At 66.2% G+C, this 24,086-nt stretch carries 22 protein-coding genes; 8 read left to right on the top strand and 14 right to left on the bottom strand.

Annotated features, from left to right (window positions below; all coding sequences use genetic code 11):
- Nucleotides 1-136: 136 nt before the first annotated feature.
- Nucleotides 137-919, top strand: a complete 783-nt coding sequence (locus tag AB3X98_RS26635; protein ID WP_133183264.1) for an HpcH/HpaI aldolase/citrate lyase family protein — start codon at nucleotides 137-139, stop codon at nucleotides 917-919.
- Complete coding sequence (locus AB3X98_RS26630) at nucleotides 916-1,641, top strand: tetratricopeptide repeat protein (RefSeq protein WP_368603768.1); 726 nt, start codon at nucleotides 916-918, stop codon at nucleotides 1,639-1,641. The genes AB3X98_RS26635 and AB3X98_RS26630 overlap by 4 nt, the downstream gene beginning before the upstream one ends.
- A 107-nt stretch (nucleotides 1,642-1,748) precedes the next feature.
- Here the strand turns inward: AB3X98_RS26630 and rodA are convergent, their stop codons facing one another.
- The 5 genes from rodA to AB3X98_RS26605 all read right to left on the bottom strand — a co-directional run bounded on the left by rodA (nucleotide 1,749) and on the right by AB3X98_RS26605 (nucleotide 8,369).
- The gene (rodA, locus tag AB3X98_RS26625; RefSeq protein WP_133183262.1) at nucleotides 1,749-2,915 is read right to left on the bottom strand and encodes a rod shape-determining protein RodA; all 1,167 of its coding nucleotides are present in this window, start codon (nucleotides 2,913-2,915) and stop codon (nucleotides 1,749-1,751) included.
- A 9-nt stretch (nucleotides 2,916-2,924) separates the two neighbouring features.
- A complete protein-coding gene (gene mrdA / locus AB3X98_RS26620) occupies nucleotides 2,925-5,408 on the bottom strand; it encodes a penicillin-binding protein 2 (RefSeq protein ID WP_368603769.1) in 2,484 nt (827 codons plus the stop codon).
- Between the two features lie 101 nt (nucleotides 5,409-5,509).
- Nucleotides 5,510-6,022: a rod shape-determining protein MreD gene (gene mreD / locus AB3X98_RS26615; RefSeq protein ID WP_368603770.1), complete on the bottom strand. Its 513-nt coding sequence runs from the start codon at nucleotides 6,020-6,022 to the stop codon at nucleotides 5,510-5,512.
- Nucleotides 6,022-7,134 carry a rod shape-determining protein MreC gene (gene mreC / locus AB3X98_RS26610; RefSeq protein WP_368603771.1) on the bottom strand — a complete coding sequence of 371 codons (1,113 nt, stop codon included), beginning with the start codon at nucleotides 7,132-7,134 and terminating at the stop codon, nucleotides 6,022-6,024. The genes mreD and mreC overlap by 1 nt, the downstream gene beginning before the upstream one ends.
- Before the next feature lie 191 nt (nucleotides 7,135-7,325).
- Complete coding sequence (locus tag AB3X98_RS26605; protein WP_004189550.1) at nucleotides 7,326-8,369, bottom strand: rod shape-determining protein; 1,044 nt, start codon at nucleotides 8,367-8,369, stop codon at nucleotides 7,326-7,328.
- Nucleotides 8,370-8,798: 429 nt separating this feature from the next.
- Here AB3X98_RS26605 and gatC point away from each other — a divergent pair, with 429 nt between their 5' ends.
- The 5 genes from gatC (at nucleotide 8,799) to AB3X98_RS26580 (ending at nucleotide 14,107) form a co-directional block, all read left to right on the top strand.
- Nucleotides 8,799-9,098, top strand: coding sequence for an Asp-tRNA(Asn)/Glu-tRNA(Gln) amidotransferase subunit GatC (gene gatC, locus AB3X98_RS26600; protein WP_028203206.1), 300 nt, complete (start codon nucleotides 8,799-8,801; stop codon nucleotides 9,096-9,098).
- A gap of 191 nt (nucleotides 9,099-9,289) precedes the next feature.
- A complete protein-coding gene (gene gatA / locus AB3X98_RS26595; protein ID WP_368603772.1) occupies nucleotides 9,290-10,780 on the top strand; it encodes an Asp-tRNA(Asn)/Glu-tRNA(Gln) amidotransferase subunit GatA in 1,491 nt (496 codons plus the stop codon).
- Between the two features lie 2 nt (nucleotides 10,781-10,782).
- Entirely contained in the window at nucleotides 10,783-12,258 is a 1,476-nt protein-coding gene (gatB, locus tag AB3X98_RS26590; protein ID WP_368603812.1) for an Asp-tRNA(Asn)/Glu-tRNA(Gln) amidotransferase subunit GatB, read from the top strand.
- A gap of 146 nt (nucleotides 12,259-12,404) precedes the next feature.
- A complete protein-coding gene (locus AB3X98_RS26585) occupies nucleotides 12,405-13,241 on the top strand; it encodes a PPK2 family polyphosphate kinase (protein ID WP_069264629.1) in 837 nt (278 codons plus the stop codon).
- Nucleotides 13,242-13,327: 86 nt separating this feature from the next.
- Complete coding sequence (locus AB3X98_RS26580; protein WP_368603773.1) at nucleotides 13,328-14,107, top strand: exodeoxyribonuclease III; 780 nt, start codon at nucleotides 13,328-13,330, stop codon at nucleotides 14,105-14,107.
- 30 nt (nucleotides 14,108-14,137) lie between these two features.
- On the opposite strand, the gene AB3X98_RS26575 is transcribed toward AB3X98_RS26580, so the two are convergent.
- From AB3X98_RS26575 to argB, 8 genes are all read right to left on the bottom strand, one after another.
- Entirely contained in the window at nucleotides 14,138-15,247 is a 1,110-nt protein-coding gene (locus AB3X98_RS26575; RefSeq protein WP_256094708.1) for a M48 family metallopeptidase, read from the bottom strand.
- Complete coding sequence (locus AB3X98_RS26570; RefSeq protein WP_342949117.1) at nucleotides 15,244-16,638, bottom strand: AmpG family muropeptide MFS transporter; 1,395 nt, start codon at nucleotides 16,636-16,638, stop codon at nucleotides 15,244-15,246. Before AB3X98_RS26570 ends, AB3X98_RS26575 begins: the two co-directional genes overlap by 4 nt.
- An 81-nt stretch (nucleotides 16,639-16,719) precedes the next feature.
- Nucleotides 16,720-17,328 (bottom strand): methionine biosynthesis protein MetW, encoded by a 609-nt coding sequence (gene metW / locus AB3X98_RS26565; protein ID WP_069264642.1) that lies wholly within the window; start codon nucleotides 17,326-17,328, stop codon nucleotides 16,720-16,722.
- A complete protein-coding gene (locus AB3X98_RS26560) occupies nucleotides 17,325-18,470 on the bottom strand; it encodes a homoserine O-acetyltransferase (protein ID WP_069264645.1) in 1,146 nt (381 codons plus the stop codon). Before AB3X98_RS26560 ends, metW begins: the two co-directional genes overlap by 4 nt.
- 313 nt (nucleotides 18,471-18,783) lie before the next feature.
- Nucleotides 18,784-19,374, bottom strand: a complete 591-nt coding sequence (locus AB3X98_RS26555) for an HdeD family acid-resistance protein (RefSeq protein ID WP_069264647.1) — start codon at nucleotides 19,372-19,374, stop codon at nucleotides 18,784-18,786.
- Between the two features lie 65 nt (nucleotides 19,375-19,439).
- A complete protein-coding gene (gene slmA, locus AB3X98_RS26550) occupies nucleotides 19,440-20,126 on the bottom strand; it encodes a nucleoid occlusion factor SlmA (protein ID WP_368603774.1) in 687 nt (228 codons plus the stop codon).
- Nucleotides 20,127-20,171: 45 nt separating this feature from the next.
- Nucleotides 20,172-20,915 (bottom strand): pyrimidine 5'-nucleotidase, encoded by a 744-nt coding sequence (locus AB3X98_RS26545; RefSeq protein ID WP_069264776.1) that lies wholly within the window; start codon nucleotides 20,913-20,915, stop codon nucleotides 20,172-20,174.
- A 52-nt stretch (nucleotides 20,916-20,967) separates the two neighbouring features.
- Nucleotides 20,968-21,867, bottom strand: a complete 900-nt coding sequence (gene argB / locus AB3X98_RS26540; RefSeq protein ID WP_069264651.1) for an acetylglutamate kinase — start codon at nucleotides 21,865-21,867, stop codon at nucleotides 20,968-20,970.
- Nucleotides 21,868-22,188: 321 nt separating this feature from the next.
- On the opposite strand from argB, the gene AB3X98_RS26535 reads away from it, so the two are divergent.
- Nucleotides 22,189-22,425 (top strand): cysteine-rich CWC family protein, encoded by a 237-nt coding sequence (locus AB3X98_RS26535; RefSeq protein WP_368603775.1) that lies wholly within the window; start codon nucleotides 22,189-22,191, stop codon nucleotides 22,423-22,425.
- Here AB3X98_RS26535 and AB3X98_RS26530 read toward each other — a convergent pair.
- Nucleotides 22,415-24,076, bottom strand: a complete 1,662-nt coding sequence (locus AB3X98_RS26530; RefSeq protein ID WP_368603776.1) for a hypothetical protein — start codon at nucleotides 24,074-24,076, stop codon at nucleotides 22,415-22,417. The genes AB3X98_RS26535 and AB3X98_RS26530 overlap by 11 nt on opposite strands.
- Nucleotides 24,077-24,086 lie beyond the last annotated feature (10 nt).

The following is a 24,086-nucleotide window of genomic DNA, read 5'->3' as shown; positions in this document are numbered from 1 at the left end:
TTGCCGCAAGGCCTGCGCATCCCCGCGCGCGGCCCGACAAACACATAACGGAGCGAGACCTGCCGGCTGCCGCGCTGCCGGGCGACACCGCCCGCGCCTGGCGCGTGCGCCCCGCGGCCTCGCCGGGAGCACGGCGATGAGCACCTTCACCAATCCCCTCAAGGAACGCCTCAAGGAGGCGGACCCGCTATTCGGCCTATGGCTTTCGATGGGCAGCGAGACCGCCGCCGAGGCGCTCGCGCACGCCGGCTTCGACTGGCTGTTGATCGACATGGAGCACACGCCCAACGACAGCGCCGACACCATCGCGCAACTGCGCGCCATCGCGGCCGCGCATCTGCCCACCGAGCCCGTGGTACGTCTGCCGGACAGCGAGCCGTGGCTCGTGAAGCATGTGCTCGACGCGGGCGCGCGCACGGTGATGTTCCCCAACGTGGCCTCGGCTGAAGAGGCCGCACGCGCTGTGAGCCTCACGCAGTACCCCGACGCGCGCACGCCCGGCGGCCAGCGCGGCGTGGCGGGCGTGGTGCGCGCGGCGGCCTACGGCATGCGGCGCGATTACCTTCAGGGCGCGAACGCGCAGATCGCGACGATCGTGCAGATCGAGTCGGCGGCGGCGCTGGCCGAAGTCGAGAAGATCGCGAAGGTGCCGGGCGTCGACTGCCTGTTCGTGGGTCCCGCCGATCTGGCCGCGAGCCTCGGCCATCTCGGCGACTCGAAGCATCCGGACGTCGTCGCCGCCGTGCAGCGCATCGTCGCGGCCGCGCGCGAGGCGGGCGTCGCGGCAGGCATCTTCGCCATGGATGCGGCCGCAGCCCGGCAGTATCGCGAGATGGGTTTCAGCTTCATCGCCCTGGCCGCCGACGTGATATGGCTCGTGCGCGCGACACGCCAGGCGCTGCAGGAGGCGAGATCATGAGGCGTCCGAAAGCGCTTTTCGGGCGAGCGCGCGCGCTCGCCATCGGCTGTCTCGCGGCCGCTGCGCTCGGTGTGAGCGCAGTGACGGCAGCCGCCGACGCCGCGAGCGCCACCGCAGGCGCGGAGTCCGATCCGCAAACGGCCAACGCCGTTGCCGACTACAACGCGGGCAACCTCAGCGCGGCGCGCGCCGAGTTCCTGGCGGCGGCCGAGCGCGGCAACCGGCTGGCGGAGTTCAACTACGCGATGATGCTCGTGAACGGCGAAGGCGGGGCCGCCGACGTGGGCGAGGGCCGCAAGTGGCTGCGCAAGGCGGCGGACGCGAACATGTCGCACGCGCAGTACGTGTACGGCAAGATGTACGATGACGGCGACTTCGTCGAGCGCGATCCCGTGCAGGCGCACCAGTGGTTTCTCAAGGCGGCGAAGCAGGGTCACGTGCAGGCGGAGCTGGCGCTCGCGAACCAGTACCTGGACGGGCGCGGCACCACGCGCGACAACAAGCAGGCGTTCTACTGGTACAAGAAGGCCGCTGAGGGCGGCGACATGACCGCGCAATACGTGACCGGCTCGTTCTACGAGCGCGGCGGCGACGGCGTGCCGAAGAACCTCAACGTCGCGCGCGCGTACTATGCCGCCGCGGCGGCGCAGGGCGATCCCGTGGCGCGTTTGAAGTACCAGCAGTTGAGCGCGCAGCTGATGAAGTCGGCGCCCACCCAGTAAGCGCCAGCAAGCGACCGCGAAACGAAAACGCGCCGTTCAATGTCGGCGCGTTTTTTTTGGTTGCTTCGATTTCTGCGATCGGGCGGCCATAGCTGTCTGCCGCGCCTTCAACTCTGCATCAACCGCTTCTGGCGTCCCACGCTCATGATGAGCCCGATCGCCACGCCGAGCGTGGTGAGCGCCGTGCCGCCATAACTCATGAACGGCAGCGGCACGCCCACCACGGGCAGGATGCCGCTCACCATGCCGATGTTGACGAACGCATAGGTAAAGAACGCCATCGTGAGCGAGCCGGCCAGTAATCGCCCAAAGAGCGTCGAGCCGTTCGCGGCGATATAGAGCCCGCGCGCGATCAGACACATGTAGAGCGTGAGCAGCACGAGGCCGCCCGCGAGGCCGAACTCTTCGGAGAACACCGCGAAGATGAAGTCGGTGTGCTTTTCGGGGATGAACTCCAGGTGCGACTGTGTGCCCTTCAACCAGCCCTTGCCGAGCGGGCCGCCCGAGCCGATCGCGATCACGGCCTGGATGGTGTGGAAGCCCTTGCCGAGCGGATCGGAGGTCGGGTCGAGCAGCGTGCAGATGCGGTGCTTCTGGTAGTCGTGCATGAGCGGCCAGTTCACCTGCGGCTGGCAGATCTTGTCCTGGAACGCCGCGATCGAGGCCACCGCGATCACGCCTGCGATCAGCACCGGCACGATCAGCTTGAACGAGAGCCCCGCGAAATAGATGACGAAGAGGCCCGACGCGAACACGAGCACGGCGGTGCCCAGGTCCGGCTGCTTGGCGATGAGCCCCACCGGCACGAGCAGAATCACGAAGCCGACGACGAAGTCATACCAGCGCATCACGCCTTCGCGGCGCTGGTAGTACCAGGCGAGCATGAGCGGCGTGGCGATCTTGAGGATTTCCGAGGGCTGAATCACGACGCCGACGTTGATCCAGCGCTTTGCGCCCTTGCGCGTGAGGCCGAATAGCGCCACGGCGATGAGCAGCGCGATGCCGAACGTATAGATCGGCACCGCGAAGCGCATGAGCGTGTTGGGCGGCACATTGGCGAGCGCCCACATCAGCACGAAGGTGAGCATGATGTTGCGCAGCTGGTCTTCCACGCGGCCCGGCACGTCGAGGCTCGCGCTGTACAGCGTGACGATGCCCACGCACAGCAGCAGGAACACGGTGAGCGCGAGCGGTCGGTCGAAGCCGAGGAACATCTTGCGCAGCGTGTCGAGCACCGCGCGCTTGTCGATCTTGTCGAACTGAAGGAAAGGCATGGTGGTTCCTTACTCGTCGATGCCGCCCGTTGCGGGCTTGGGCGGCGGTGCGAGCGTAGCCGCGTCGCTCGCGCTGGCGGGGCGGTGCGGGCGATGGGGGCCAGGGCCGAAGTGGCGGGGCACGGAGGCGGGCGCGGGGCGGGCGGCACCCGTGTCCGCCGTGCCGTTCGTGCCGCCGGTGCCGCCGTTCACGGCGTCGGTTGTGGCGGGCGCATCGGGGCTAACGTTCTGGCGTGGCTGGCGAGTCTTGCCGGCGGCGCTGCTTGCGGGCGTAGCCCGCGCCGCCGCGCCGGGGGCCGCAGGCGCAGCGGAGGCAGGCGCAGCAGCGGCCGCGCCCGAGGCTTCCGAAGCCGCCGCAGCAGCAGCCGAAGCAGCCGCAGCCGCAGATGCCGCGCCGGGAATCGGCAGCGGCGTGAAGCCGGCTGCGACCCGCACCGGCTGTGCGGCCGGTACGGCCGGTGTGGCCGGGGCAACGCCCGAGGCCCCCGCGGCCGCTGAAGCCGCCGATGCCGCCTCAGGCGGCGCGCCGATCACGGGCGCGGACGCGTCCTCCGTGGCCGAAGCCGCCGCGCTCACGGCCGCCTGCTCGACGCCGGGCTTGAGCCGGTCGACGAGCCAGTAATCCAGCACGCGGCGAGCGATCGGACCTGCGGCCTGTGCGCCCCAGCCGCCGTTTTCGACGATCAGCGCGACGGCGATCTGCGGCTTCTCGGCTGGCGCGAACGTGATGAAGAGCGCGTGGTCGCGCAGATTTTCGGCGAGCGCATGCGCCTTGTACTTGCCGCCCTGCAGCGAGAAGACCTGCGCCGTGCCGGTCTTGCCCGCCGAGGTGTACGGCGCGTTGCGGAACACCTGGTAGGCCGTGCCCGAGGGATTCATCGTCACGTTTTCCATGCCGCGCTTGACGACGTCGATATCGGCCTGGCTCACGTTCAGGCGCCCGCTTTCGCTCGGCACCGTGAGGCGCTCCTGCTTCGTGATCGGATTCTCGATCTCCTTCACGAGGTGGGGCTTCATCAGAATGCCGTTGTCGGCGAGCGTGGCCGTGGCATGCGCGAGCTGCAGGATCGTGAACGAGTTGTAGCCCTGGCCGATCCCGAGGCTGATCGTCTCGCCCTCGTACCAGCGCTGCTGCTCGGGCTTGCGGTACGCCTTGCGCTTCCATTCGGTGGAGGGCAGGATGCCGCGAGCCTCGCCCGCGATGTCGATGCCGGTGAGCTGGCCGAAGCCGAGCGGCTTCATGAAGTTGGCGATGTTGTCCACGCCCAGGTCGTGCGCGAGCATGAAGAAGTAGGTGTCGTTCGACACCATGATCGCGCGGTTCATGTCGATCCAGCCCTGGCCCGAGCGCACGTCGTTGTTGAAGCGGTGGCCGCCGAACATGTAGTAGCCGGGGTCGGAGAAGCCCCACTGCGGCGTGCGCTTGTGCAGCGTGAGCGCGGCGAGCGCCATGAACGGCTTGTAGGTCGAGCCCGGCGGGTAGGTGCCGTGCAGCGGACGGTTCAGGAGCGGGTGATCGGGCGAGTTGTTGAGCTCGTCCCAGGTCTGCTGGTCGATGCCGTCCACGAACGAGTTCGGGTCGAAGCTCGGTGCCGAGACGAACGCGAGAATGTCGCCCGTGGACGGCTCGATGGCCACGAGCGCGCCGCGCTTGCCCGCGAAGGCCTGCTCGGCCACCTGCTGCAGACCGATGTCGATCGACAGCACGAGGTTGTTGCCGGGCGTGGCCTGGGTGCGCGAGAGCGTGCGCACGGGGCGCCCGCCCGCCGTCACTTCCACTTCCTCGAAGCCGGTCAGGCCGTGCAGCTCGGTTTCGTAGCTTTGCTCGACGCCGATCTTGCCGATGTAGTCGGTGCCGTTGTAGTTGTTCGCGTCCAGACGCGGATCGTAGTGCTCGGGATCGCTGTCGTTCTTGTCGGAGAGGTCGTCGATGCGCTCCTGGTCGCGCTGCGAAATCCGGCCGATATAGCCGATCACGTGCGCGGCCGTGGGCCCGAGCGGATATTGGCGGAACAGGCGCGCGCGCACTTCCACGCCGGGGAAGCGGAAGCGCTGGGCGGTGAAGCGCGCGACTTCGTCGTCGGTGAGGCGCGTGCGGATCGGCAGGCTCTCGAAGTTCTTCGAGTCTTCGAGCAGCTTCTTGAAGCGGCGGCGGTCGCGCGCATCGATCGGAATCACGGTCGAGAGCTCGTCGATCGTGTTGTCGAGCGTGTCGGCGAGCTTCGAGGGCGTGATTTCGAGCGTGTACGCCGAGTAGTTCTTCGCGAGCACGACGCCGTTGCGGTCGGTGATGATGCCGCGGTTCGGCACGATCGGCGCGACGGAAATGCGGTTTTCGTCGGCCTGCAGCGAATACTTGCTGTGGTTCCAGACCTGCAGATAGAGGAAGCGGAACGCGATCAGCCCGAAGCAGACGAACACGAACAGCCCCGCCGCCGCGACGCGCAGGCGGAACTTCGTGAGCTGCTGCTGGGTGTCCTTGAATTCGGTCATGCTGTCAGACCCAGGCGCCGCGGTTCCAATCGCGAGGAACGGCGGCCCGGGGTGCGTAAGAGGTAGTCAAGCGAGTCTTCCAGCGGCGGGCGGCGGGCCGCTCAAATGGGCCGGGTGTCGTCGGGATCGACGGGGCGGCGCTGCGGCAGGAGCAGCAGCACGCTCGCGATCGGCCAGAGGATCGCCTCGACGAAGCCGCTGATGAGATAACCCCAGCCAGGAAACGAAGCGCCCATCAGCAGGCGGATCACGAACGGCACGACCTGCGCGCCGACCAGCATGGGCGTGGCGGCGAACATCTGCAGGCCGATCGACATCCACAGCACGCGGCGGTGAATGGTGATCGCGCCATAGGAAAGCAACGTGTACGCGAGCGCGTGCTCGCCGAGCAGATTCGCGTTGTGGACGTCCATGAGGAGCCCGAGGAAGAACGCGACGCCCATGCCGACTTTGCGCGGCTGGTGAATGTTCCAGAACAGCAGCACGAGCGCGACGAAGTCGGGCACGCCGGGCAGCTTGCCCCAGGGCAGCAGGTTCAGCAGGAACGCCGCCGCGAGGCTGAAAACGATGAAGTACGGATTGACCGGCTGCAGAATGTATTGCGGACGCGGCATCAATGGCCCCCTTTCTCGACGGCCTTCGCTGCCTCTTCGCGCAGGCTTTCCTTGGGCCGCCTTTTCTCCGCCGGCTTCGTGTCTGCTGCGGCGGCGTTCGCTGCCGGCTTGGCCTGCTGCGCCGGGGCCGCGCCCGATGCGGCGGCGGCGGGCTTCGCCTTCGCGTCATCGGCCTTCTTGTCAGCCTTTTTGTCCGCGGCCTTGGCGGCCTTCTTCTTCGCGTCCTTCGCCTCGGCGGCCGCTGCGGCTTCCTCGGCGGCGATCGGGTTGGGCGGCACCTGCGGCACATAGTGCAGCACGAGCACCTGGCGCGCCCCACGAACGGCGGCGAGCGGCAGGCAGACCACGCGTGCGAACGCGGTATCGGCCTGCTTGTCCACGCGCAATACCTTCGCGACCGGCAGCCCTTGCGGATAGATGCCGTCGAGTCCGCTCGTCACGAGTTCGTCGCCCACTTGCAGATCGGCGCTGATCGGCACGAAGCGCAGATCGAGCAGGTCGCCCTTCGCCGTGCCATAGATCACACTGCGCAGACCCGTGCGCACGACTTCGACCGGCACGGCCTGGTCCTTGTCGGTGACGAGCGTGACTTCGGACTGCATGGGGAACACGCGTGTGACCTGGCCGATCACGCCGTCTTCGCTCAATACCGGCGAGCCGTTCTGCACGCCCTGCTGCGAGCCGCCGCCGATCACGACCTTTTGCGTGAACGGGTCGCGCGTGTCGTACTGGATCTCAGCAGGCGTGGTTTGCGCGCCGATGCGCTGCGAGAGCTGCAAAAGCGCGCGCAGGTGCGCGTTTTCGGCGGCGAGCGAAGCGGCCGCGTTGGCCTGCTGCGAAAGCTGGAGATTGCGCACGTGCAGCTGGGTGTTTTCGGTGCGCAGCGTGGAACTCGTCACGGCCAGATCGGCGGCGCCCATAAAGAAGTCACGCGGCACGAGGGCCGCGCGTTGCAGCGGGTAGAGACCCGCGCCGAGCACGCCGCGCACGATCTCGAGCGTCTTGAAACGCGCGTCGGAGACGAGGAGCGCGAGCGACAGCACGACGAAGAAAATCAGCCGTGCGAGTGCCGATGGGCCCTGTTTAAAGAGGGGCGGCGGACTGTATTCCATGGTCGGCGCCGGGGGCGTGTGCGGTTCGGTGAAACAGAGGGTGTAACGGAGGGCACAACGAAGTGTGAATCTTCGGCGCCCCGCAGGACGTCCCGTTGCGGGCGCCGTAACGGCGCGCGCGCCGCCACGCCATCAGTGGCGCGACGACGCCGAAACCGCGCCGCGGGCGAGCGCAGCGGTGCGCGGCGCGCTTACTCGTACGAGAAGATGCTGCCAAGCTTGTCCATGCGCTCGAGCGCCATGCCCGAGCCGCGCACCACGCAGGTGAGCGGGTCTTCGGCCACGAGCACCGGCAGACCGGTTTCTTCGGCGAGCAGGCGGTCCAGGTCGCGCAGCAGCGCGCCGCCGCCCGTGAGCATCATGCCGCGTTCGGCGATGTCGGCCCCCAGTTCCGGCGGCGTTTGTTCGAGCGCGATCTTCACCGACGAGACGATCTGGTTCAGCGGGTCGGTGAGCGCTTCGAGAATTTCGTTGCTCGAAATGGTGAAGCTGCGCGGAATGCCTTCCGACAGGTTGCGGCCCTTCACTTCCATTTCCTTGACTTCGGAACCCGGGAAGGCCGAACCGATTTCCTTCTTGATGGCTTCGGCGGTTTGTTCGCCGATCAGCATGCCGTAGTTGCGGCGGATGTAGTTGACGATCGCTTCGTCGAACTTGTCGCCGCCCACGCGCACCGAGCCCTTGTAGACGATGCCGCCGAGCGAGATCACGCCCACTTCGGTCGTGCCGCCGCCGATGTCGACGACCATCGAGCCCGTGGCTTCCGAAACCGGCAGGCCCGCGCCGATCGCGGCGGCCATCGGCTCTTCGATGAGGTACACCTGCGAGGCGCCCGCGCCGTGCGCGGCTTCCTTGATCGCGCGGCGCTCGACCTGGGTCGAACCGCACGGCACGCAGATGATGATGCGCGGCGACGGCGAGAACATGCGCGACTCGTGCGCCGTCTTGATGAACTGCTTGATCATCTGCTCGGTGACGGTGAAGTCGGCGATCACGCCGTCCTTCATCGGGCGGATGGCTTCGATGTTGCCCGGGACCTTGCCGAGCATCTGCTTGGCTTCCTTGCCGACTGCCTGAATCGTTTTCTTGCCGTTCGGGCCGCCTTCCTGGCGAATGGAGACGACCGAGGGTTCGTCGAGGACGATGCCCTTGCCGCGCATGTAGATCAGGGTGTTGGCGGTGCCGAGGTCGATCGCCAGGTCGTTGGAGAAGTAGCTACGCAGAAAACCGAACATTCAAAAATCCTGTCTCGCTTGTGGCCGTCCTTCCAGCTTGGTGGGCGAGGGCGGCAGCGGAAAAATTCACAGCCTCAGGGCGATATGCTCCACCACGAGAGCACTCCGAAATCACGGCGGAGGGCGTCGCAAGGGGCGCCACGAGGGGCCTGAGACTGCGGGGATAGTTACCGGAGGCAGCCTGGCTGCGCCGCCCGTTTGATCTTGTCTGGCCGCATTGAGTTGCGTACAGACCTGAAAGGCGGATGCAAGGCGGTCCGGGTTTGGGTCGAACGCGTAATGATACCTTATAATTTTGCCTGTTTTGCAGGATCCGGAAGGCAGTTTTTGACCTCATCGAAGCTTTCCTCCCGAGCCGGATCCGGCGCGATAAACCGCTGTTGCAGCACCGATTTCCGCACTGCCGCAGCCCCTTTTTCCGGTGACCGCATGGCCCTGACCCTGAACGATGTGAAGCGCATCGCGCATCTTGCGCGCCTCGAACTGGCCGACGCCGAAGCCGGCAATACGCTCGAACGCCTGAACGACTTCTTCGGCCTCGTCGAGCAGATGCAGGCCGTGGACACGACCGGCATCGCCCCGCTCGCCCACCCGATCGAGCAGATCGAGGACGTCGCGCTGCGTCTGCGCGAGGACGCCGTGACCGAAATCGTGGACCGCGAAGCGCTGCAGCGTCCCGCGCCCGCGGTGCAGGACGGACTTTACCTCGTACCGCGCGTGATTGAGTAAGCGCGCAGCATTTTTTCGCCATTTCGAAATCTTTCGAGTCGTCGGAACAGTTCGAAACGGCACGGACTCCCGAATTTTCCGGGGTTTTCCGGGTAGCGGCCCACACGTTTGCCAACGTCGGTCGAGCGGCTCCCGGACGGCGCAACGATCGGATTTCGACCACGCCGTGACGTTCTTCCAGGAATCACGCAATGCATGACAAAAGCTTGACCGAACTGCGCGCCGCGCTGGCTGCGAAGGAGTGCTCCGCAGTCGAGCTGGCCCAGCACTTTCTGGGCCGGATTGAAGCGCATCAAGACCTGAACGCCTTCGTCGACGTCAATCCCGAATTGACGCTCGCCCAGGCGAAGGCCGCCGACGCGCTCCTGCACTCGGGCCACGCGGGCCCGCTCGCGGGCATTCCGCTCGCGCACAAGGACGTGTTCGTCACGCGCGGCTGGCGCTCGACCGCCGGCTCGAAGATGCTTGCAAACTACGTGAGCCCGTTCGACGCGACCGTGGTCGAGCGGCTCGAGCGCGCGGGCATGGTCTGCCTCGGCAAGACCAACATGGACGAATTCGCGATGGGCTCGTCCAACGAGAACTCGCATTTCGGCGCCGTGAAGAACCCGTGGGACACGAAGGCCGTGCCGGGCGGCTCGTCGGGCGGGTCCGCCGCGGCCGTCGCCGCGCGCCTTGCGCCCGCCGCGACCGGCACCGATACCGGCGGCTCGATTCGCCAGCCGGCGTCGTTCACGGGCGTGACGGGCATCAAGCCCACCTACGGCCGCGTCTCGCGCTACGGCATGATCGCGTTCGCCTCGTCGCTCGACCAGGGCGGCCCGTTCGCGCACAGCGCCGGCGATTGCGCGCTGCTCCTGAACGCCATGGGCGGCTTCGACGAGCGCGACTCGACGAGCCTCACGCACGAGCACGAGGACTACACGCGCTTCGTCGGCCAGACTTGGAGCCAGGACGCCAGCGCCGACAAGCCGCTCGCGGGCCTGCGCATCGGCCTGCCGAAGGAATACTTCGGCGCGGGTCTCGCCGACGACGTGCGCGCCGCCATCGACGCCGCGCTCAAGACGTACGAGTCGCTCGGCGCCACGCTCGTGGAAGTCACGCTGCCGAAAACCGAGCTGTCGATTCCCGTGTACTACGTGATCGCCCCGGCGGAAGCCTCGTCGAACCTCTCGCGCTTCGACGGCGTGCGCTTCGGCCACCGCGCCGCCGAATACCGCGATCTGCTCGACATGTACAAAAAGTCGCGTGCCGAGGGCTTCGGCCCCGAGGTGAAGCGCCGCATTCTGGTGGGCACCTACGTGCTCTCGCACGGCTACTACGATGCGTACTACCTGCAGGCGCAGAAGATTCGCCGCATCATTGCGCAAGACTTCCAGGAAGCGTTCAAACAGTGCGACGTCATCATGGGACCGGTCGCGCCGAGCGTGGCATGGGACCTGGGCGCAAAGGGCGACGATCCGCTGCAGATGTACCTCGCGGACATCTACACGCTTTCCACGAGCCTCGCGGGCCTGCCCGGCATGAGCGTGCCGTGCGGCTTCGGCGCGGGTGCGAACGCGCAGCGACCCGTCGGTCTGCAGATCGTCGGCAACTATTTCAACGAGGCCCGCATGCTGCAGGTCGCCGACGCCTTCCAGCGCGCGACCGACTGGCATCGCAAGGCGCCGGCAGGGGTATGAACATGGCAACACAGTGGGAAGTGGTGATCGGTCTGGAGACGCACGCGCAATTGTCGACGGCGTCGAAGATCTTCTCGGGCGCATCGACGCAGTTCGGCGCCGCGCCCAACTCGCAGGCCTGCCCCGTCGATCTCGCGCTGCCGGGCGTGCTGCCGGTGATGAACCGCGGCGCCGTGGAGCGCGCGATCCAGTTCGGCCTCGCGATCAACGCGACGATTGCGCCGCGCAGCATTTTCGCGCGCAAGAACTACTTCTATCCGGACCTGCCGAAGGGCTATCAGATCAGCCAGTACGAGATTCCGGTCGTGCAGGGCGGGAGTATCACGATCCAGGTTCCGGCCAACGAAAAGGCTGGCAAGGAAGCGTACGAGAAGACCGTCAATCTCACGCGCGCGCACCTCGAAGAAGACGCGGGCAAGTCGCTGCACGAAGACTTCGCGGGCATGACGGGCATCGACCTGAACCGCGCCGGCACGCCGCTGCTCGAAATCGTCACGGAACCCGAAATGCGCAGCGCCGCCGAAGCGGTTGCGTACGCGAAGTCGCTGCACACGCTCGTCGTGTGGCTCGGCATTTGCGACGGCAACATGCAGGAAGGCTCGTTCCGCTGCGACGCGAACGTCTCCGTGCGTCCGGTCGGCCAGAAGGAATTCGGCACGCGCGCCGAGATCAAGAACCTGAACTCGTTCCGCTTCCTCGAAGAGGCGATCCAGTACGAAGTGCGCCGCCAGATCGAGCTGATCGAAGACGGCGGCACCGTGGTGCAGGAAACGCGCCTCTACGACCCCGACAAGCGCGAGACGCGTTCGATGCGCAGCAAGGAAGACGCGCACGATTACCGCTATTTCCCCGACCCCGACCTCATGCCGCTCGTGATCGATGCCGCGTGGGTCGAGCGCGTGAAGGGCGAGCTGCCCGAGCTGCCCGCGACGATGCAAACGCGCTTTGTCGAGCAGTACGGCGTGACGCCGTATGACGCGAACGTGCTCACGTCGAGCAAGGCAATGGCGGCTTACTTCGAAGCCGTGGTGGCGAAGGCGGGCGCGGCGCAGGCCAAGGCCGCCGCCAACTGGTTGATGGGCGAAGTCTCGTCGCAGCTCAACCGCGAAGGCCTCGACATCGCCGCTTCGCCGGTCTCGGCCGCGCAGTTCGCCGTGCTGCTCGCGCGCATCGCCGACGGCACGATCTCGAACAAGATCGCCAAGGAAGTGTTCCAGGCGATGTGGGACGAGAAGGCTGCCGACGAAGCCGCTGCCGATCGCATCATCGAAGCGAAGGGCCTCAAGCAGATCTCGGACACCGGCGCGCTCGAAGCGATCATCGACGAGGTGCTCGCCGCGAACCAGAAGTCGGTGGAAGAATTCCGCGCCGGCAAGGAAAAGGCGTTCAACGCGCTGATCGGCCAGGCGATGAAGGCCACCAAGGGCAAGGCGAACCCGCAGCAGGTCAACGAGCTGCTGAAGAAGAAGCTGGGCTGAGTTTGGGCGGGTTTGAGTAGCGTGCCGCCCTGATTCGGGCATGCTAGCGAGGCGGCGTCGTGCGTAGCAGCGCGGCGCCGCCTTGCCGCTTCAGGCGGGCTGCGGCGCTGGCGCCGTCAAATTCACGAGAGAGAGGAGAACAACGCATGTCCCACATCCCGAGTCTCGACAGTTACCGCGTGCCGTACTTCAGCGACAAGAAGGCGGAGACGTTCTCGCTCAACGCGCTCGACCCCGCCGCGAAACCGTTCTCGACCGGCAGCAAGGACGGTGACCGCGACCGGCTCGCCGAGATCGGCAACCAGCTCGACATATTGCAGGAGCGTCTGCATTCGCAGCGCCATCAGCGCGTGCTGCTCGTGTTGCAGGGCATGGACACGAGCGGCAAGGACGGCACGATCCGTGGCGTGTTTCACGAGGTCGATCCGCTCGGCCTGCGCATCGTGCCGTTTCGCGCGCCGACGCCCATCGAAGCCGCGCGCGACTTTCTCTGGCGCGTGCACCTGCAAGTGCCCGCGGCCGGCGAGCTGGCGATCTTCAACCGCAGCCACTACGAAGACGTGCTCGTGCCGCGCGTGATTGGCCAGATCGATTCGGCCGAGTGCGAGCGCCGCTACCGGCAGATTCGCCATTTCGAGGCGCTGCTCGCCGAGAGCGGCACGTCGATCATCAAGTGCATGCTGCACATCTCGAAGGACGAGCAGCGCAGTCGCATCCAGGCGCGCATCGACGACCCCACCAAGCACTGGAAATTCGACGTCTCCGATCTCGAAGCGCGCAGGCATTGGGACGCCTATCAGGCCGCGTACCACGACGCGCTAGCGGCTACCTCCACGGAGTACGCGCCGTGGTACGTGATTCCCGCGAACTCGAAGTCGCATCGCAACCTCATGGTGGCCGAACTGCTGCTGCGCCTGATGGACAGTCTGAAACTCGAATTTCCGCCGGCCAAGGCCGAACTCAAGGGTCTCAGGATCGACTGAAACCGACCGTATTCCCTCGCGCGGCGCGGCGCAGTTCCGCTTCGGCGCGCCGTGCGAGGCAACGCACAATCAAGAGGAAAGAAGACATGTTGCGTGTGATCACCGCGAATCTGAACGGCATCCGCTCGGCGGCGAAGAAAGGCTTTTTCGAATGGTTCGGCGAACAGAAGGCCGACGTGCTCTGCGTGCAGGAAATCAAGTGCTCGCAGGACGACATGACCCCGGAATTCCTCGCCCCGCACGACTTCACGGGCTACTTCCAGCATGCGGTCAAGAAGGGCTATAGCGGCGCGGGCGTCTATTCGCGCCACGAGCCCGACGAGGTGATCATCGGCTTTGGCAGCGAGGAGTTCGACCCGGAAGGGCGCTATGTGGAAACGCGCTTCGGCAAGCTTTCGGTGATCTCCGTGTACGTGCCTTCGGGCTCGAGCGGCGACGAACGGCAGGCCGCGAAGTACCGCTTCATGGACGAATTCATGCCGCATCTCGCGGAACTCAAGCGTGAGCGCGAAGTGATCCTGTGCGGCGACGTGAACATCGTCCACAAGGAAATCGACATCAAGAACTGGAAGGGCAACCAGAAGAACTCCGGCTGCCTGCCCGAAGAGCGCGCATGGCTCACGAGCCTCTTCGACGACGTGGGCTACGTGGACGTGTTCCGCACGCTCGACCCGCGCCCCGAGCAATACACGTGGTGGAGCAACCGCGGCCAGGCGTATGCGAAGAACGTGGGGTGGCGTATCGACTATCAGATCGCGACGCCCGGCATTGCGCAGAAGGCGAAAAAGACCTCGATCTTCAAGGACATCAAGTTCAGCGACCACGCGCCGCTGACCATCGACTACGACCACAAGGTCAAGAGCTGACGCTCACCGCGGCGCGCTGTGAAACCGCTTTCAGGGCGCCGAGACCACCTTGCGCTTTTGCACGGCCGGGATGCCCTCGTAGTCGGGCAACTCGGCGAGCGGCTTGCCCATGGCCTTTGCGTAGAGCGGCATCATGTCGGCGAGGCGCTTGGCGATATCGGCGCGTCGCGCCGGCGTGTACGGATGCACGTAGATGAATCCCTGGTCGCGGTCGGCGCGCGTCGCCACCGCGAGCTTGTCCCACAGCGTGAGCGCCGCGCGCGGATCGAATCCCGCGCGCGAGGCGATATCGCTGCCGATCACGTCGGCTTCGGTTTCGTCGGCGCGGCCGTAGTGCATTTCCACGAGTTGCGAGCCGATACCGAGCGGAAACACGCCGAGGTCCGCGAGCCCGAATAGCTGCGGCACAGAGCCCGATTCGATCTGCGCGGCCTGTTGTTCGCCCAGGCGCTCGCGCACGTGCTCGCGCACTGCATGCGCGATCTCGTGGCCAAGCAGCATGCCGAACTCGTTGTCGTTGAGCTTCACGCGATCGAGCAGGCCGCCATACACGACGATCTTGCCGCCCGGCAGCGCGTACATGCGGATGTCGTTCGAGCGGATCACCGCCACTTCCCACTTCCAGTTCTTGACGCGATCGCCCCACTTCAGCGAGTAAGGCGCGAGCCGGTCGACGAACGCCCGCACGCGCTGCACGTGCGGATCGCTTTCGGCATAGAGGCGGTTCGAATGGGCCGCGCCGCGCACGATCTCGTTGAACTCGGCCGTGGCCTGCGCTTCGAGCATCGGCGAGGGAATCAGATTGCGGTACACGGCGGCGTTGCCGAAGCGCACCACGCGGCCCGTGTTCGGCGCGCCGGGGGCGACGCTGCCCGGCGTAGCGCTCGCGTTTGCGCCGATGTTTGCTGCGCCGTTCGTGTTATTCGCCGGGTTGGTCGCGCCATTGCCGGCTGGCGGCAGTGCAGGATTGCCTGGCACGGCGGCGGGGGCGTTCGTCGCGGCGGGGTTCTCGGCAGCCCACGCATTCCATGCGCCAAGCGCCGGCCAGGCGGTGGCGAGCGCCAGCACGAGCGCACGCGCGCGCGCGCCGCTGCGCTGCAGCGCACGCGGGCTTTGCGCGACGGTCTCATGCGTGCTCACGACCGGACTCTCCACGGGGCAATACGAATGAGCAGGAGCATACCCGGTACCGCGAGCACCGTGCAGACGATGAAATAGTCGAACCAGCCGATCTTCGCCACCACGTAGCCGCTCGCGGCGGAGGCCAGCGTGCGCGGCACGGAGGCGAGGCTCGTGAAGAGTGCGAACTGCGTGGCGGTGTAACGCGGATCGGTCGTGCTTGCAATATAGGCAGTGAACGCAGCGAGCGTGAGTCCCGTTGCGAAGGTCTCGAAGCCGTACACGAGCGCGAGCGCAACGGCGCGCGGATCGAGCGTGAACTGCACGGTGGCGCCGAAGAGACCTGCGGCCCACGAAACCGCGTGGCTCACGGCGAGCACGGCATCGTAGATGGCGGCGAGCGAGGGCGAGCCTGCGCCGAGCTGCGCGAGCCACGCGAAACCCAGAGTAGAAATCATTTGCAGGAAGCCGAAGATCCACAGCCCGCGCCCAATGCCGATCTTCACGAGCGCCACGCCGCCGATAATGCCGCCCGCGAGGCTCGCGCCGAACGCCGTCATCTTGGCGATCACGCCGATCTCCGTGCGCGAATAGCCGATGTCGAGGAAGAACGATGTGGACAGGGTCGTCGCCATCGTATCGCCGAGTTTGTAGAGGAAGATAAACGCGAGCACAAAGAGTGCCGCGGCGAGACCGTCGCGGCGCACGAATTCGGCGAACGGCTGCACGATCGCTTCGCGCAGGTTCTTCGGCGGCGCGCCGTGCACTTCGGGCTCTTTCACGACGAGCGTCATGATCATGCCGGGAATCATGAACGCCGCCGTCACGACGAATACGGTGCTCCACGGCAGATGATCGGAGAGGATCAGCGCGAGCGAGCCCGGCACGAGTGCCGCGATCTTGTAGGCATTCACGTGCACGGCGTTGCCGAGGCCCTGCTGCGTATCAGTGAGCAGTTCGCGCCGGTAGGCGTCGATGGAGATGTCCTGGCTCGCGCCGAAGAACGCCACCAGCGCGGTGAGCGCGGCAACCGTCCAGATCGAATCTTTCGGCGAAACGTAGCCGAGCGTGCCGATGGCGAGCGCCACGAGAATCTGCGTGACGAGCATCCAGCCGCGCCGCCGCCCCGGGCGCCAGCCGGGCAGACGCGGCACGTAGCGGTCCATGAGCGGCGCCCAGACGAACTTCCAGGTGTAGGGGAACTGGATCAGCGCGAAGAGGCCGATCTCTTTGAGATTGACGCCCTCCGAGCGCAGCCACGCCTGCACCAGATAGACGAGCGTGAAGAGCGGCAGCCCGGAGGTAAAGCCGAGGAACACGCAGATCAGCATGTGCGTATTCAGATACGCACGCCAGCCGGGGTGGGATTCGTGAGCGGTAAGAGCGGGTGCCTCGTGGGGCGGATTCTGCATGTCGTCGTTAGCGGCGGCGGTGTTGGGTGCGGTTCCAGGTGAACTGGTCGGGCAGAAAAACACGCGACGCCGCGCACGGCGTCATTTTTTTCTCACGCGATAGACCGCAAGACTACCACGCCAGTTCACACCCCAACGAACGGTCTGACCCCCATGGAGCACGGCGCGGTCGAGAATTTCGATGCCCACCTCGGGCGCGAGCGCCTCGAAGTCCTTCACCGTGAGAACACGCACGTTCGGCGTGTTATGCCACTGGTAGGGCAGCGATTTCGAAACCGGCATGCGTCCGCGCATGACCGAAAGCCGGTGCGGCCAGTAGCCGAAGTTCGGGAACGAGACGATGCACTCCTTGCCCACGCGCGCCGTCTCGCGCAGGATGGCGGCCGTCTGGTGAATGGTCTGCAGCGTTTGCGAGAGGATCGCGAAGTCGAAGCTCGCGTCCTCGAACAGGCGCAGGCCGTCTTCCAGATTCTGCTGGATCACGTTGATGCCGTTCTTCACCGAAGCGAGCACGCCCGCGTCGTTGATCTCGATGCCGTAGCCCGTGCACTCCAGTTCCTCGGTGAGCAGCGAGAGCAGCGAGCCGTCGCCGCAGCCGAGGTCGAGCACCTTCGCGCGCGGTTCGATCCAGCGCGCGATGGTGCGAAAGTCGGGACGGGCGGAAAGACTGTCGAAAGCGCTCTGGTTCATGCGCCCACCTCAGCAGCAATACGTTCGTAGTAAGCGCGCACCACATTGTGATAGCGCGCGTCGTCGAGCAGGAAGGCGTCGTGGCCATGCGGCGCGTCGATTTCCGCGTAGGTCACCTGGCGCTTGTGATCGAGCAGCGCCTTCACGAGTTCGCGCGAGCGTGCGGGCGCGAAACGCCAGTCGGTCGCAAAGCTCGCCACGAGGTATTTCGCCTTCGTGTGCGCGAGCGCGCGCGTGAGGTCGCCGTCATACGCCTTCGCGGGATCGAAGTAATCGAGCGCGCGCGTGATCAGCAGGTAGGTGTTGGCGTCGAAGTAGTCGGCGAACTTGTCGCCTTGATAGCGCAGGTATGACTCCACTTCGAATTCCACGTCGAAGTTGAAGTTGTAGGCGTTCTCCGCGCCTTCCGCGCGGCGCAGCGCCCGGCCGAATTTCTCGGCCATGTCGTCGTCGGACAGATAGGTGATGTGGCCGATCATGCGCGCCACGCGCAGGCCGCGGCGCGGCTTCACGTGGTGGGCGTAGTAGTCGCCGCCATGGAAGTCGGGGTCCGAGAGGATGGCCGAGCGCGCGACTTCGTTGAACGCGATGTTCTGCGCCGAGAGCTTGGGCGTGGAGGCGACCACGATGCAGTGGCCGAGACGATCCGGATAGCGCAGGCTCCATGCAAGCGCTTGCATGCCGCCAAGGCTGCCGCCCATCACCGCGGCGAACTTCTCGATGCCGAAGCGATCGGCCACGCGCGCCTGGGCGTCCACCCAGTCCTCGACGGTCACGACCGGAAACTTCGCGCCATAGGGCTGGCCGGTGGCCGCGTCGAGGCTCATGGGGCCGGTCGAGCCGAAGCACGAGCCGAGATTGTTCACGCCGATCACGAAGAAGCGGTTGGTGTCGAGCGGCTTGCCCGGGCCGACCATGTTGTCCCACCACCCCACGTTCTTGGGGTCGTCCGCGTAGACGCCCGCCACGTGGTGCGACGCATTGAGCGCGTGACAGACGAGCACCGCGTTGCTGCGCGCGGCGTTGAGCGTGCCGTAGGTTTCGACCACGAGGTCGTACCCGGCCAGCGCCGTGCCGTTCTGCAGTTGCAGAGGCTCGTCGAAATGCAGTGTTTGAGGAGCGACGATGCCGATCGATTCCATTCGTTCCGCCTTGGTTTTTCGGGCGGCTAAACGGTGTCGGCGGGCGCGGAGTGCGAAAGGGTTGGCGCAGCTGACGACCTCTTTAGCCGCATTTATATCGAACTCCCGGGCCCCAGGCCTTGAGAGTTCACGCGCCCGCAATCGAGTCAGCAAATCGGCGCGTGGGTATTGCAAAAGGAACGCAGAGTATATCGGAAAAAGTGCAAAGCGACGCGGCGCACGGGAAAGGCGGCCCGGGCGGCGCGCTGCCGCCCCCGCGCTTTTGCACCGTCCCTTCACGTGCCCGCGCACCGCGCGAGGCCGCGAAGCCTTATCACTTGCCGGGTGCGGACGGATTCGCGTTGCGCCAGCGCCGCAGCTGCAAGGCCGCGATGATCATCAGGAGGCCGTAGAGGACCGCATAGGCGGCGATCACCCAGATCAGCGAGAGCGCGCCAGCACCTGGGAACATCGCGAAGAAAAAGCCCACCGTGGCCGAGAGCAGCCCCGAAATCCCGACCGCCCACGGATGCGCGATGGCGTGCCGGTACTGGATCGCGTAGACGATCTCGAAGATGCCCGTGAAGAACGCCCAGACGCCGATGATCATGACGAGGACGATGGCGGTCTCGCCGGGCCAGAAGAACGCCACGAGGCCCGCGATCACGCCGATCAGACCGATGACGATGTAGGTCCAGCGCCGCGTGCCGCCGCCGCGCGCCCCGTAGATGAGCGCGAACGCGCCGTCGACGAGGGCGTAGGCGCCCCAGACGATGGCGAGCGTGAGCACGGTGAGGCCGGGCAGCGAGAAGGCGAGCACGCCGAACACGATGGCGGCAATGCCTCGCGCAATGAGCCAGCCCCAGTGGGCGGAGAGGCCCATCAGGATGGGCGGCAGGCCGAGGGGAGGAACGGGACGGTTCATGCGACGGTTCTCCTTCCTGTTAGCGACGCGAGCCACCGCCACGGAACAACGCCGCCGCGGCCGCGCTATTGAAGAATGATGCGGATCTGCTCGTCGGCGTGCTCGCTCGGTGAACGCGTGAAGCCGCTTTGCGCGTAGCGATGCCAGCAACCCATCACATAGCGCACGACCAGATTCGCCCGGACCGTTGGATCGTATCCCTTGGCGGCCGGCTTCGCGTTGACATGGTCAGACCCCGAAATTGCCTTGCGCTCGGCTTCCTGGGCGAGGTCTACGCGCAGGCACTGGCGCAGCGACGCCTCGACGCGATCGAGCATCTGGTTCACGCGCTCGGCGAGGCGCTCATGCTCGCCCACGAGGGCTTCGCAGGTCAGTACGCGGGTCATGCCGGTGTTGCGTGTGGAAAAGTTCACGAGCATGAGGGCGATCGCACGCGCCTGCAGGACGCCGCTCGGCTCTTTTTCGACGATCTGGTTGATGAGGCCGAAGAGCGTCTGCTCGATGAAATCGATGAGGCCCTCGTACATCTGGGCCTTGCTCGCGAAATGGCGATACAGCGCGGCCTCGGAAACGCCCAGGCGCGCGGCCAGCGCCGCGGTGGTGATCTTCTCGCCGCGCGGCGCCTCGAGCATGGTGGCGAGCGTCTGGAGAATATGGATACGGCGTTCGCCCGGTTTCGGGCGGGGGGCGCGGCGGGCCGCGCCCGGCGAATCTGCTGCTTCGACTGCTTCACGCGTTTGTGTCGGCTGCATGGATATCGTCCCTGGCGTTGGCCTCTGGGTTGGCGCTCCCCCGTTTTACTTCGAGCGTCCCGACTGCAGGCCTGGTTTCAGGGATTTTAGCGAACGAATGCGACGATCGACATAGTGTGGTCTGCCGGTGCCCGGCAGATGCGCCGGCAAATGCCCGGTGATCCAGACGGTGCGGATGCCGAGGCGCCGGTAGCGCTTGAGATGGCTGCGCGTGTCTTCGATCAGGATCGCATCGGCGAGCGCCACGCCGGCCCGGCGCAGCGTGCCGCGCAGCATCGCGCAATCGGGCTTGGCGCGCCAGTAGCTGCGCGAGCGCATGCCTTCGATGGCGATCACGCGCTCGAACAGCCCCTCGATGCCGAGCGCCGCGAGCACCGCGTGCGCGTAGTCCTCGGGGCCGTTGGTGAGCACGATCTTGCGCCCGGGCAGCGCGGCGAGCGTGCGGGCGAGGCCGCGCTCGGCGTGCAGCATGCCGTGCAGGTCGTCGAAGGTGTGCACGACCTTGAGAAAGTCGTGCGGGTCGATCGGATGATGGCGCGTGAGGCCGAGCAGCGTCGCGCCGTAGCGGCGCGTGTAGCTCGTGCGCAGGTGATTGGCTTCGTCGCGGCTCACGCCGAGCGCGTCGATGATGTACTGCGTCATGCCGGCGTTGATGGCCGGGAAGATTGCGCGCGACGCATTGTGCAGCGTGTTGTCGAGGTCGAAGAGCCAGACGGGAGTGCCCACTTTGCGGGCGACGCGGCGCGGCCGGCGCCGGGCACGCCTGGCATGAAGGCTGGAGTCGGTCATCGCGGACGTGAGACGCGGCGGCGGCACGGCGCCGCCGCTGGGAGGAAGGCGCTTAGTGCGAGCGGATCATCGTGCCGAACGGCTGTTCGGTCAGGATTTCCAGCAGCACGGAGTGCTCGATGCGGCCGTCGATGATGTGCACCGAGCGCACGCCGCTCTTGGCTGCGTCGAGCGCCGACGAGATCTTCGGCAGCATGCCGCCCGAGATCGTGCCGTCTTCGAAGAGCGCGTCGATCTCGCGCGCCGAGAGGTCGGTGAGCAGATTGCCCGCCTTGTCCATCACGCCCGGGATGTTCGTCATCATCACGAGCTTTTCGGCGTTGAGCACGACGGCGAGCTTGCCCGCCACGAGGTCCGCGTTGATGTTGTACGAGAGGCCGTCTTCGCCGAAGCCGATCGGCGAGATCACCGGAATGAACGCGTCGTCCTGGAGCGCCTTCACGACCGCCGGGTTGATGGCCTCGACTTCGCCCACCTGGCCGATGTCGATGTACTGACCGGGTTTGTCGCGGTCCGGCATCATCAGCTTGCGCGCGTGGATCAGGCCGCCGTCCTTGCCGGTCAGGCCGACCGCGTGGCCGCCGAAGTGGTTGATCAGCGTGACGATGTCCTGCTGCACCTCGCCGCCGAGCACCCACTCGACGACTTCCATGGTTTCTTCGTCGGTCACGCGCATGCCCTGGATGAACGTGCCTTGCTTGCCGATCTTCTTGAGCGCCGTATCGATTTGCGGGCCGCCGCCGTGCACGATGACCGGATTGATGCCCACGAGCTTGAGCAGGATGACGTCGCGCGCGAAGCCCTGCTTGAGCCGCTCTTCGGTCATGGCGTTGCCGCCGTACTTGATGACGACGGTCTTGCCGTGATACTGGCGAATGTAAGGCAGCGCTTCGGCCAGAATTTCGGCTTTCAGGGTGGGGGCGATCTGCGAAAGGTCGATGGGCTCGGACATGGCGGCGGAGACTTGGACGAAAAACAGACGAAACTCGCGGACGAAGATCCGCGGACGAAGAACGCGGCCGCAAAACGGTCGAAACAGGGCGGATTGTACAGGACTGGCGCGGTGCAGCAGGGAAAACGGCGGGGAAAACGACGGGCACCGGACGCTTCGCGAGGCACATGCGCAACACGGGCGCGAGCGCATCGGCGCGCCGCAAAACGGGGCGAAATCGGCTGGGAAAGGCGGGCGTAAAAAGCGAGGTGCAAGACGCGCGCGCGGGCTGTGGCATCATCTTCCTGTCGCCAACCCATGGCTTCGAGAGGAGTGCGCGCCATGACCGCCTCCGCCGTGCCCGCCACCGGCATGAAAAGCGCCCGCTGCCCACGCTGCGGCAACAGCTTCGATTGCGGCAGGAACACCGAACCGTTCGATTGCTGGTGCAAGTCGCTGCCCGCCTTGCCCGCGAGCGAACTGGACCCGCGCGGGCGCTGCCTCTGCCCCCAATGCCTCGCGGCGGCGGCGGCGCCGGCAGCGAGCGACGCGCCGAAGGGCTGGAGCGCTATGCCGTGAAGGGCGTGCTGCGTTGCGCAGCGTGCGCGAGCGCCGCGAGATCGGCGCTCACTTCGTCGAGCACCGGTTCCCACTGTCTGAACGCCTGCTGACGGTACAGCCGGGTATTCGGATACCACGGACTGTCGCGTCGATCCAGCAGCCAGACCCAATGCGGATTCACGTCCAGCAGCACCCAGGCGCGCTTGCCGAGCGCGCCCGCAAGGTGTGCGCTCGACGTGCACACGGAAATCACCAGGTCGAGCGCGTCGACGAACGCGGCGGTATCGTCGAAGGTCTTCCACTGGGCGCTGAAGTCGGTCACCTCGAAGCCCGCTTCGTGCGCCGCGGCGATGTCCTGTTCCGCGCCGGGCTGCAGCGAATAGAACGCCACGCCCTCGATGCCGCCGAAATGCCGGGCATACCGCTCGAGTCCGATGCGACGAAACGGATTGCGCTTGTGCGTGAGGCTGCCCGTCCACGCGAGCCCGACCTTCAGACGCTGTTCGACCGCCAGGCGCTCGCGCCAGCGCGCCGCCGCCTCGGGATCGGCCTTGAGATAACCGGTGGGGCCCGGGACAGTCGCTTCTTCAGTACCGAATATCAGCGGCAGGCTCAACAGCGAGACTTCGCAATCGTAGGGCGGCAGGTTTTCGACGGGGCCGCCCGCGCAGTACAGGTCGCAATGGCGGCCCAGGCTGCGCGCGAGCAGCGCGCCCATCTGCGGAAACGTATTCCAGACGAGCCGGCCGCCTTCGCGATGCACGCGTGCGGCGAGCATGGGCACGTAGCGGCAGAATTGCAGCAGGTCGCCCATGCCCTGTTCGCCCCACACCAGCAATGTGCGGCCCGCGAGCGGCTCGCCTCGCCACTCGGGCTTCGGGAACACCGGGCGGCCCATGGCCAGTTCACTGGAGCCCTGCCAGCGCAGCTCGTGTCCGGGCCAGCCTTCGGCATAGTTGCCGCGCAGAAGCTGGATCATCGACAGGTTCGAACGTAGCGATGCGTCGTTGGGCGCATACTGGCAGGCGGCGCGCGCGGCGCGTTCGACCTCGTCCCACTGCTGCGTTTCCTTGCAGGCCATCGCATGGTTGTTCAGAGCGAGTGGGCTTTGCGGCGCGAGTTCGAGCGCGCGGCGGCTGGCGTGGAGTGATCGCGCCGCGTCGGTATCGGTTGGGAAAACGCGCGCCAGGTTGATCCAGGCGTTGACGTTGTCGGGCTCTTCGGCGACCGTTTCTTCGAGCAGCTGCAGAATCTCGCGGTCTCCAAAATTGATCTGCATCAAAGCTGTTGCAAGATTGTTGCGCAGATTTGGAAACGTACGCGCGATTCCCAGCGCGTGGCGGTAAGGTTCTATCGCTTCGGCGTGACGGTTTGCAAACTGCAGCGCGAGGCCCGCTGCGAACCACGCGGCGGCCCGCTCCGGTGCGAGCCGGGCAAGCGCGGCGCTCAGGCGTATGGCTTCTTGCGCCAGCGCGCTATCCTGTGCGCGAGCGGCGATGAGGACGAGCGTGTCGTCGTCCAGGCCGCGCAGCTCGGCGCGCGTGGCGGCCAGCAATTCGTGTGCGGACGCATCGGTCGCCTCGTCGGTCCCACTGGCGGTGGCAGCGTCGATGAAATCGAGAAAGAGATTGCGCACAGCGTGGAGTACGTCAGGGGGCGAGGCTTGCATTGTTCCGTCT

The sequence above is a fragment of the Paraburkholderia sp. BR14312 genome (genome assembly GCF_040948675.1).
GTDB lineage: Bacteria > Pseudomonadota > Gammaproteobacteria > Burkholderiales > Burkholderiaceae > Paraburkholderia > Paraburkholderia nodosa_A.
The sequence above is the reverse complement of the archived record's forward strand: the minus strand, read 5'-3'. Positions and strand labels throughout refer to the sequence as shown.

Excerpts from the sequence above, each read along its gene's own strand:
- AB3X98_RS26635 (WP_133183264.1), top strand. The coding sequence starts at position 137 with ATGAGCACCTTCACCAATCCCCTCAAGGAACGCCTCAAGGAGGCGGAC.
- AB3X98_RS26630 (WP_368603768.1), top strand. The coding sequence starts at position 916 with ATGAGGCGTCCGAAAGCGCTTTTCGGGCGAGCGCGCGCGCTCGCCATC.
- rodA (WP_133183262.1), bottom strand. The coding sequence starts at position 2,915 with ATGCCTTTCCTTCAGTTCGACAAGATCGACAAGCGCGCGGTGCTCGAC.
- mrdA (WP_368603769.1), bottom strand. The coding sequence starts at position 5,408 with ATGACCGAATTCAAGGACACCCAGCAGCAGCTCACGAAGTTCCGCCTG.
- mreD (WP_368603770.1), bottom strand. The coding sequence starts at position 6,022 with ATGCCGCGTCCGCAATACATTCTGCAGCCGGTCAATCCGTACTTCATC.
- mreC (WP_368603771.1), bottom strand. The coding sequence starts at position 7,134 with ATGGAATACAGTCCGCCGCCCCTCTTTAAACAGGGCCCATCGGCACTC.
- AB3X98_RS26605 (WP_004189550.1), bottom strand. The coding sequence starts at position 8,369 with ATGTTCGGTTTTCTGCGTAGCTACTTCTCCAACGACCTGGCGATCGAC.
- gatC (WP_028203206.1), top strand. The coding sequence starts at position 8,799 with ATGGCCCTGACCCTGAACGATGTGAAGCGCATCGCGCATCTTGCGCGC.
- gatA (WP_368603772.1), top strand. The coding sequence starts at position 9,290 with ATGCATGACAAAAGCTTGACCGAACTGCGCGCCGCGCTGGCTGCGAAG.
- gatB (WP_368603812.1), top strand. The coding sequence starts at position 10,783 with ATGGCAACACAGTGGGAAGTGGTGATCGGTCTGGAGACGCACGCGCAA.
- AB3X98_RS26585 (WP_069264629.1), top strand. The coding sequence starts at position 12,405 with ATGTCCCACATCCCGAGTCTCGACAGTTACCGCGTGCCGTACTTCAGC.
- AB3X98_RS26580 (WP_368603773.1), top strand. The coding sequence starts at position 13,328 with ATGTTGCGTGTGATCACCGCGAATCTGAACGGCATCCGCTCGGCGGCG.
- AB3X98_RS26570 (WP_342949117.1), bottom strand. The coding sequence starts at position 16,638 with ATGCAGAATCCGCCCCACGAGGCACCCGCTCTTACCGCTCACGAATCC.
- metW (WP_069264642.1), bottom strand. The coding sequence starts at position 17,328 with ATGAACCAGAGCGCTTTCGACAGTCTTTCCGCCCGTCCCGACTTTCGC.
- AB3X98_RS26560 (WP_069264645.1), bottom strand. The coding sequence starts at position 18,470 with ATGGAATCGATCGGCATCGTCGCTCCTCAAACACTGCATTTCGACGAG.
- AB3X98_RS26555 (WP_069264647.1), bottom strand. The coding sequence starts at position 19,374 with ATGAACCGTCCCGTTCCTCCCCTCGGCCTGCCGCCCATCCTGATGGGC.
- slmA (WP_368603774.1), bottom strand. The coding sequence starts at position 20,126 with ATGCAGCCGACACAAACGCGTGAAGCAGTCGAAGCAGCAGATTCGCCG.
- AB3X98_RS26545 (WP_069264776.1), bottom strand. The coding sequence starts at position 20,915 with ATGACCGACTCCAGCCTTCATGCCAGGCGTGCCCGGCGCCGGCCGCGC.
- argB (WP_069264651.1), bottom strand. The coding sequence starts at position 21,867 with ATGTCCGAGCCCATCGACCTTTCGCAGATCGCCCCCACCCTGAAAGCC.
- AB3X98_RS26535 (WP_368603775.1), top strand. The coding sequence starts at position 22,189 with ATGACCGCCTCCGCCGTGCCCGCCACCGGCATGAAAAGCGCCCGCTGC.
- AB3X98_RS26530 (WP_368603776.1), bottom strand. The coding sequence starts at position 24,076 with ATGCAAGCCTCGCCCCCTGACGTACTCCACGCTGTGCGCAATCTCTTT.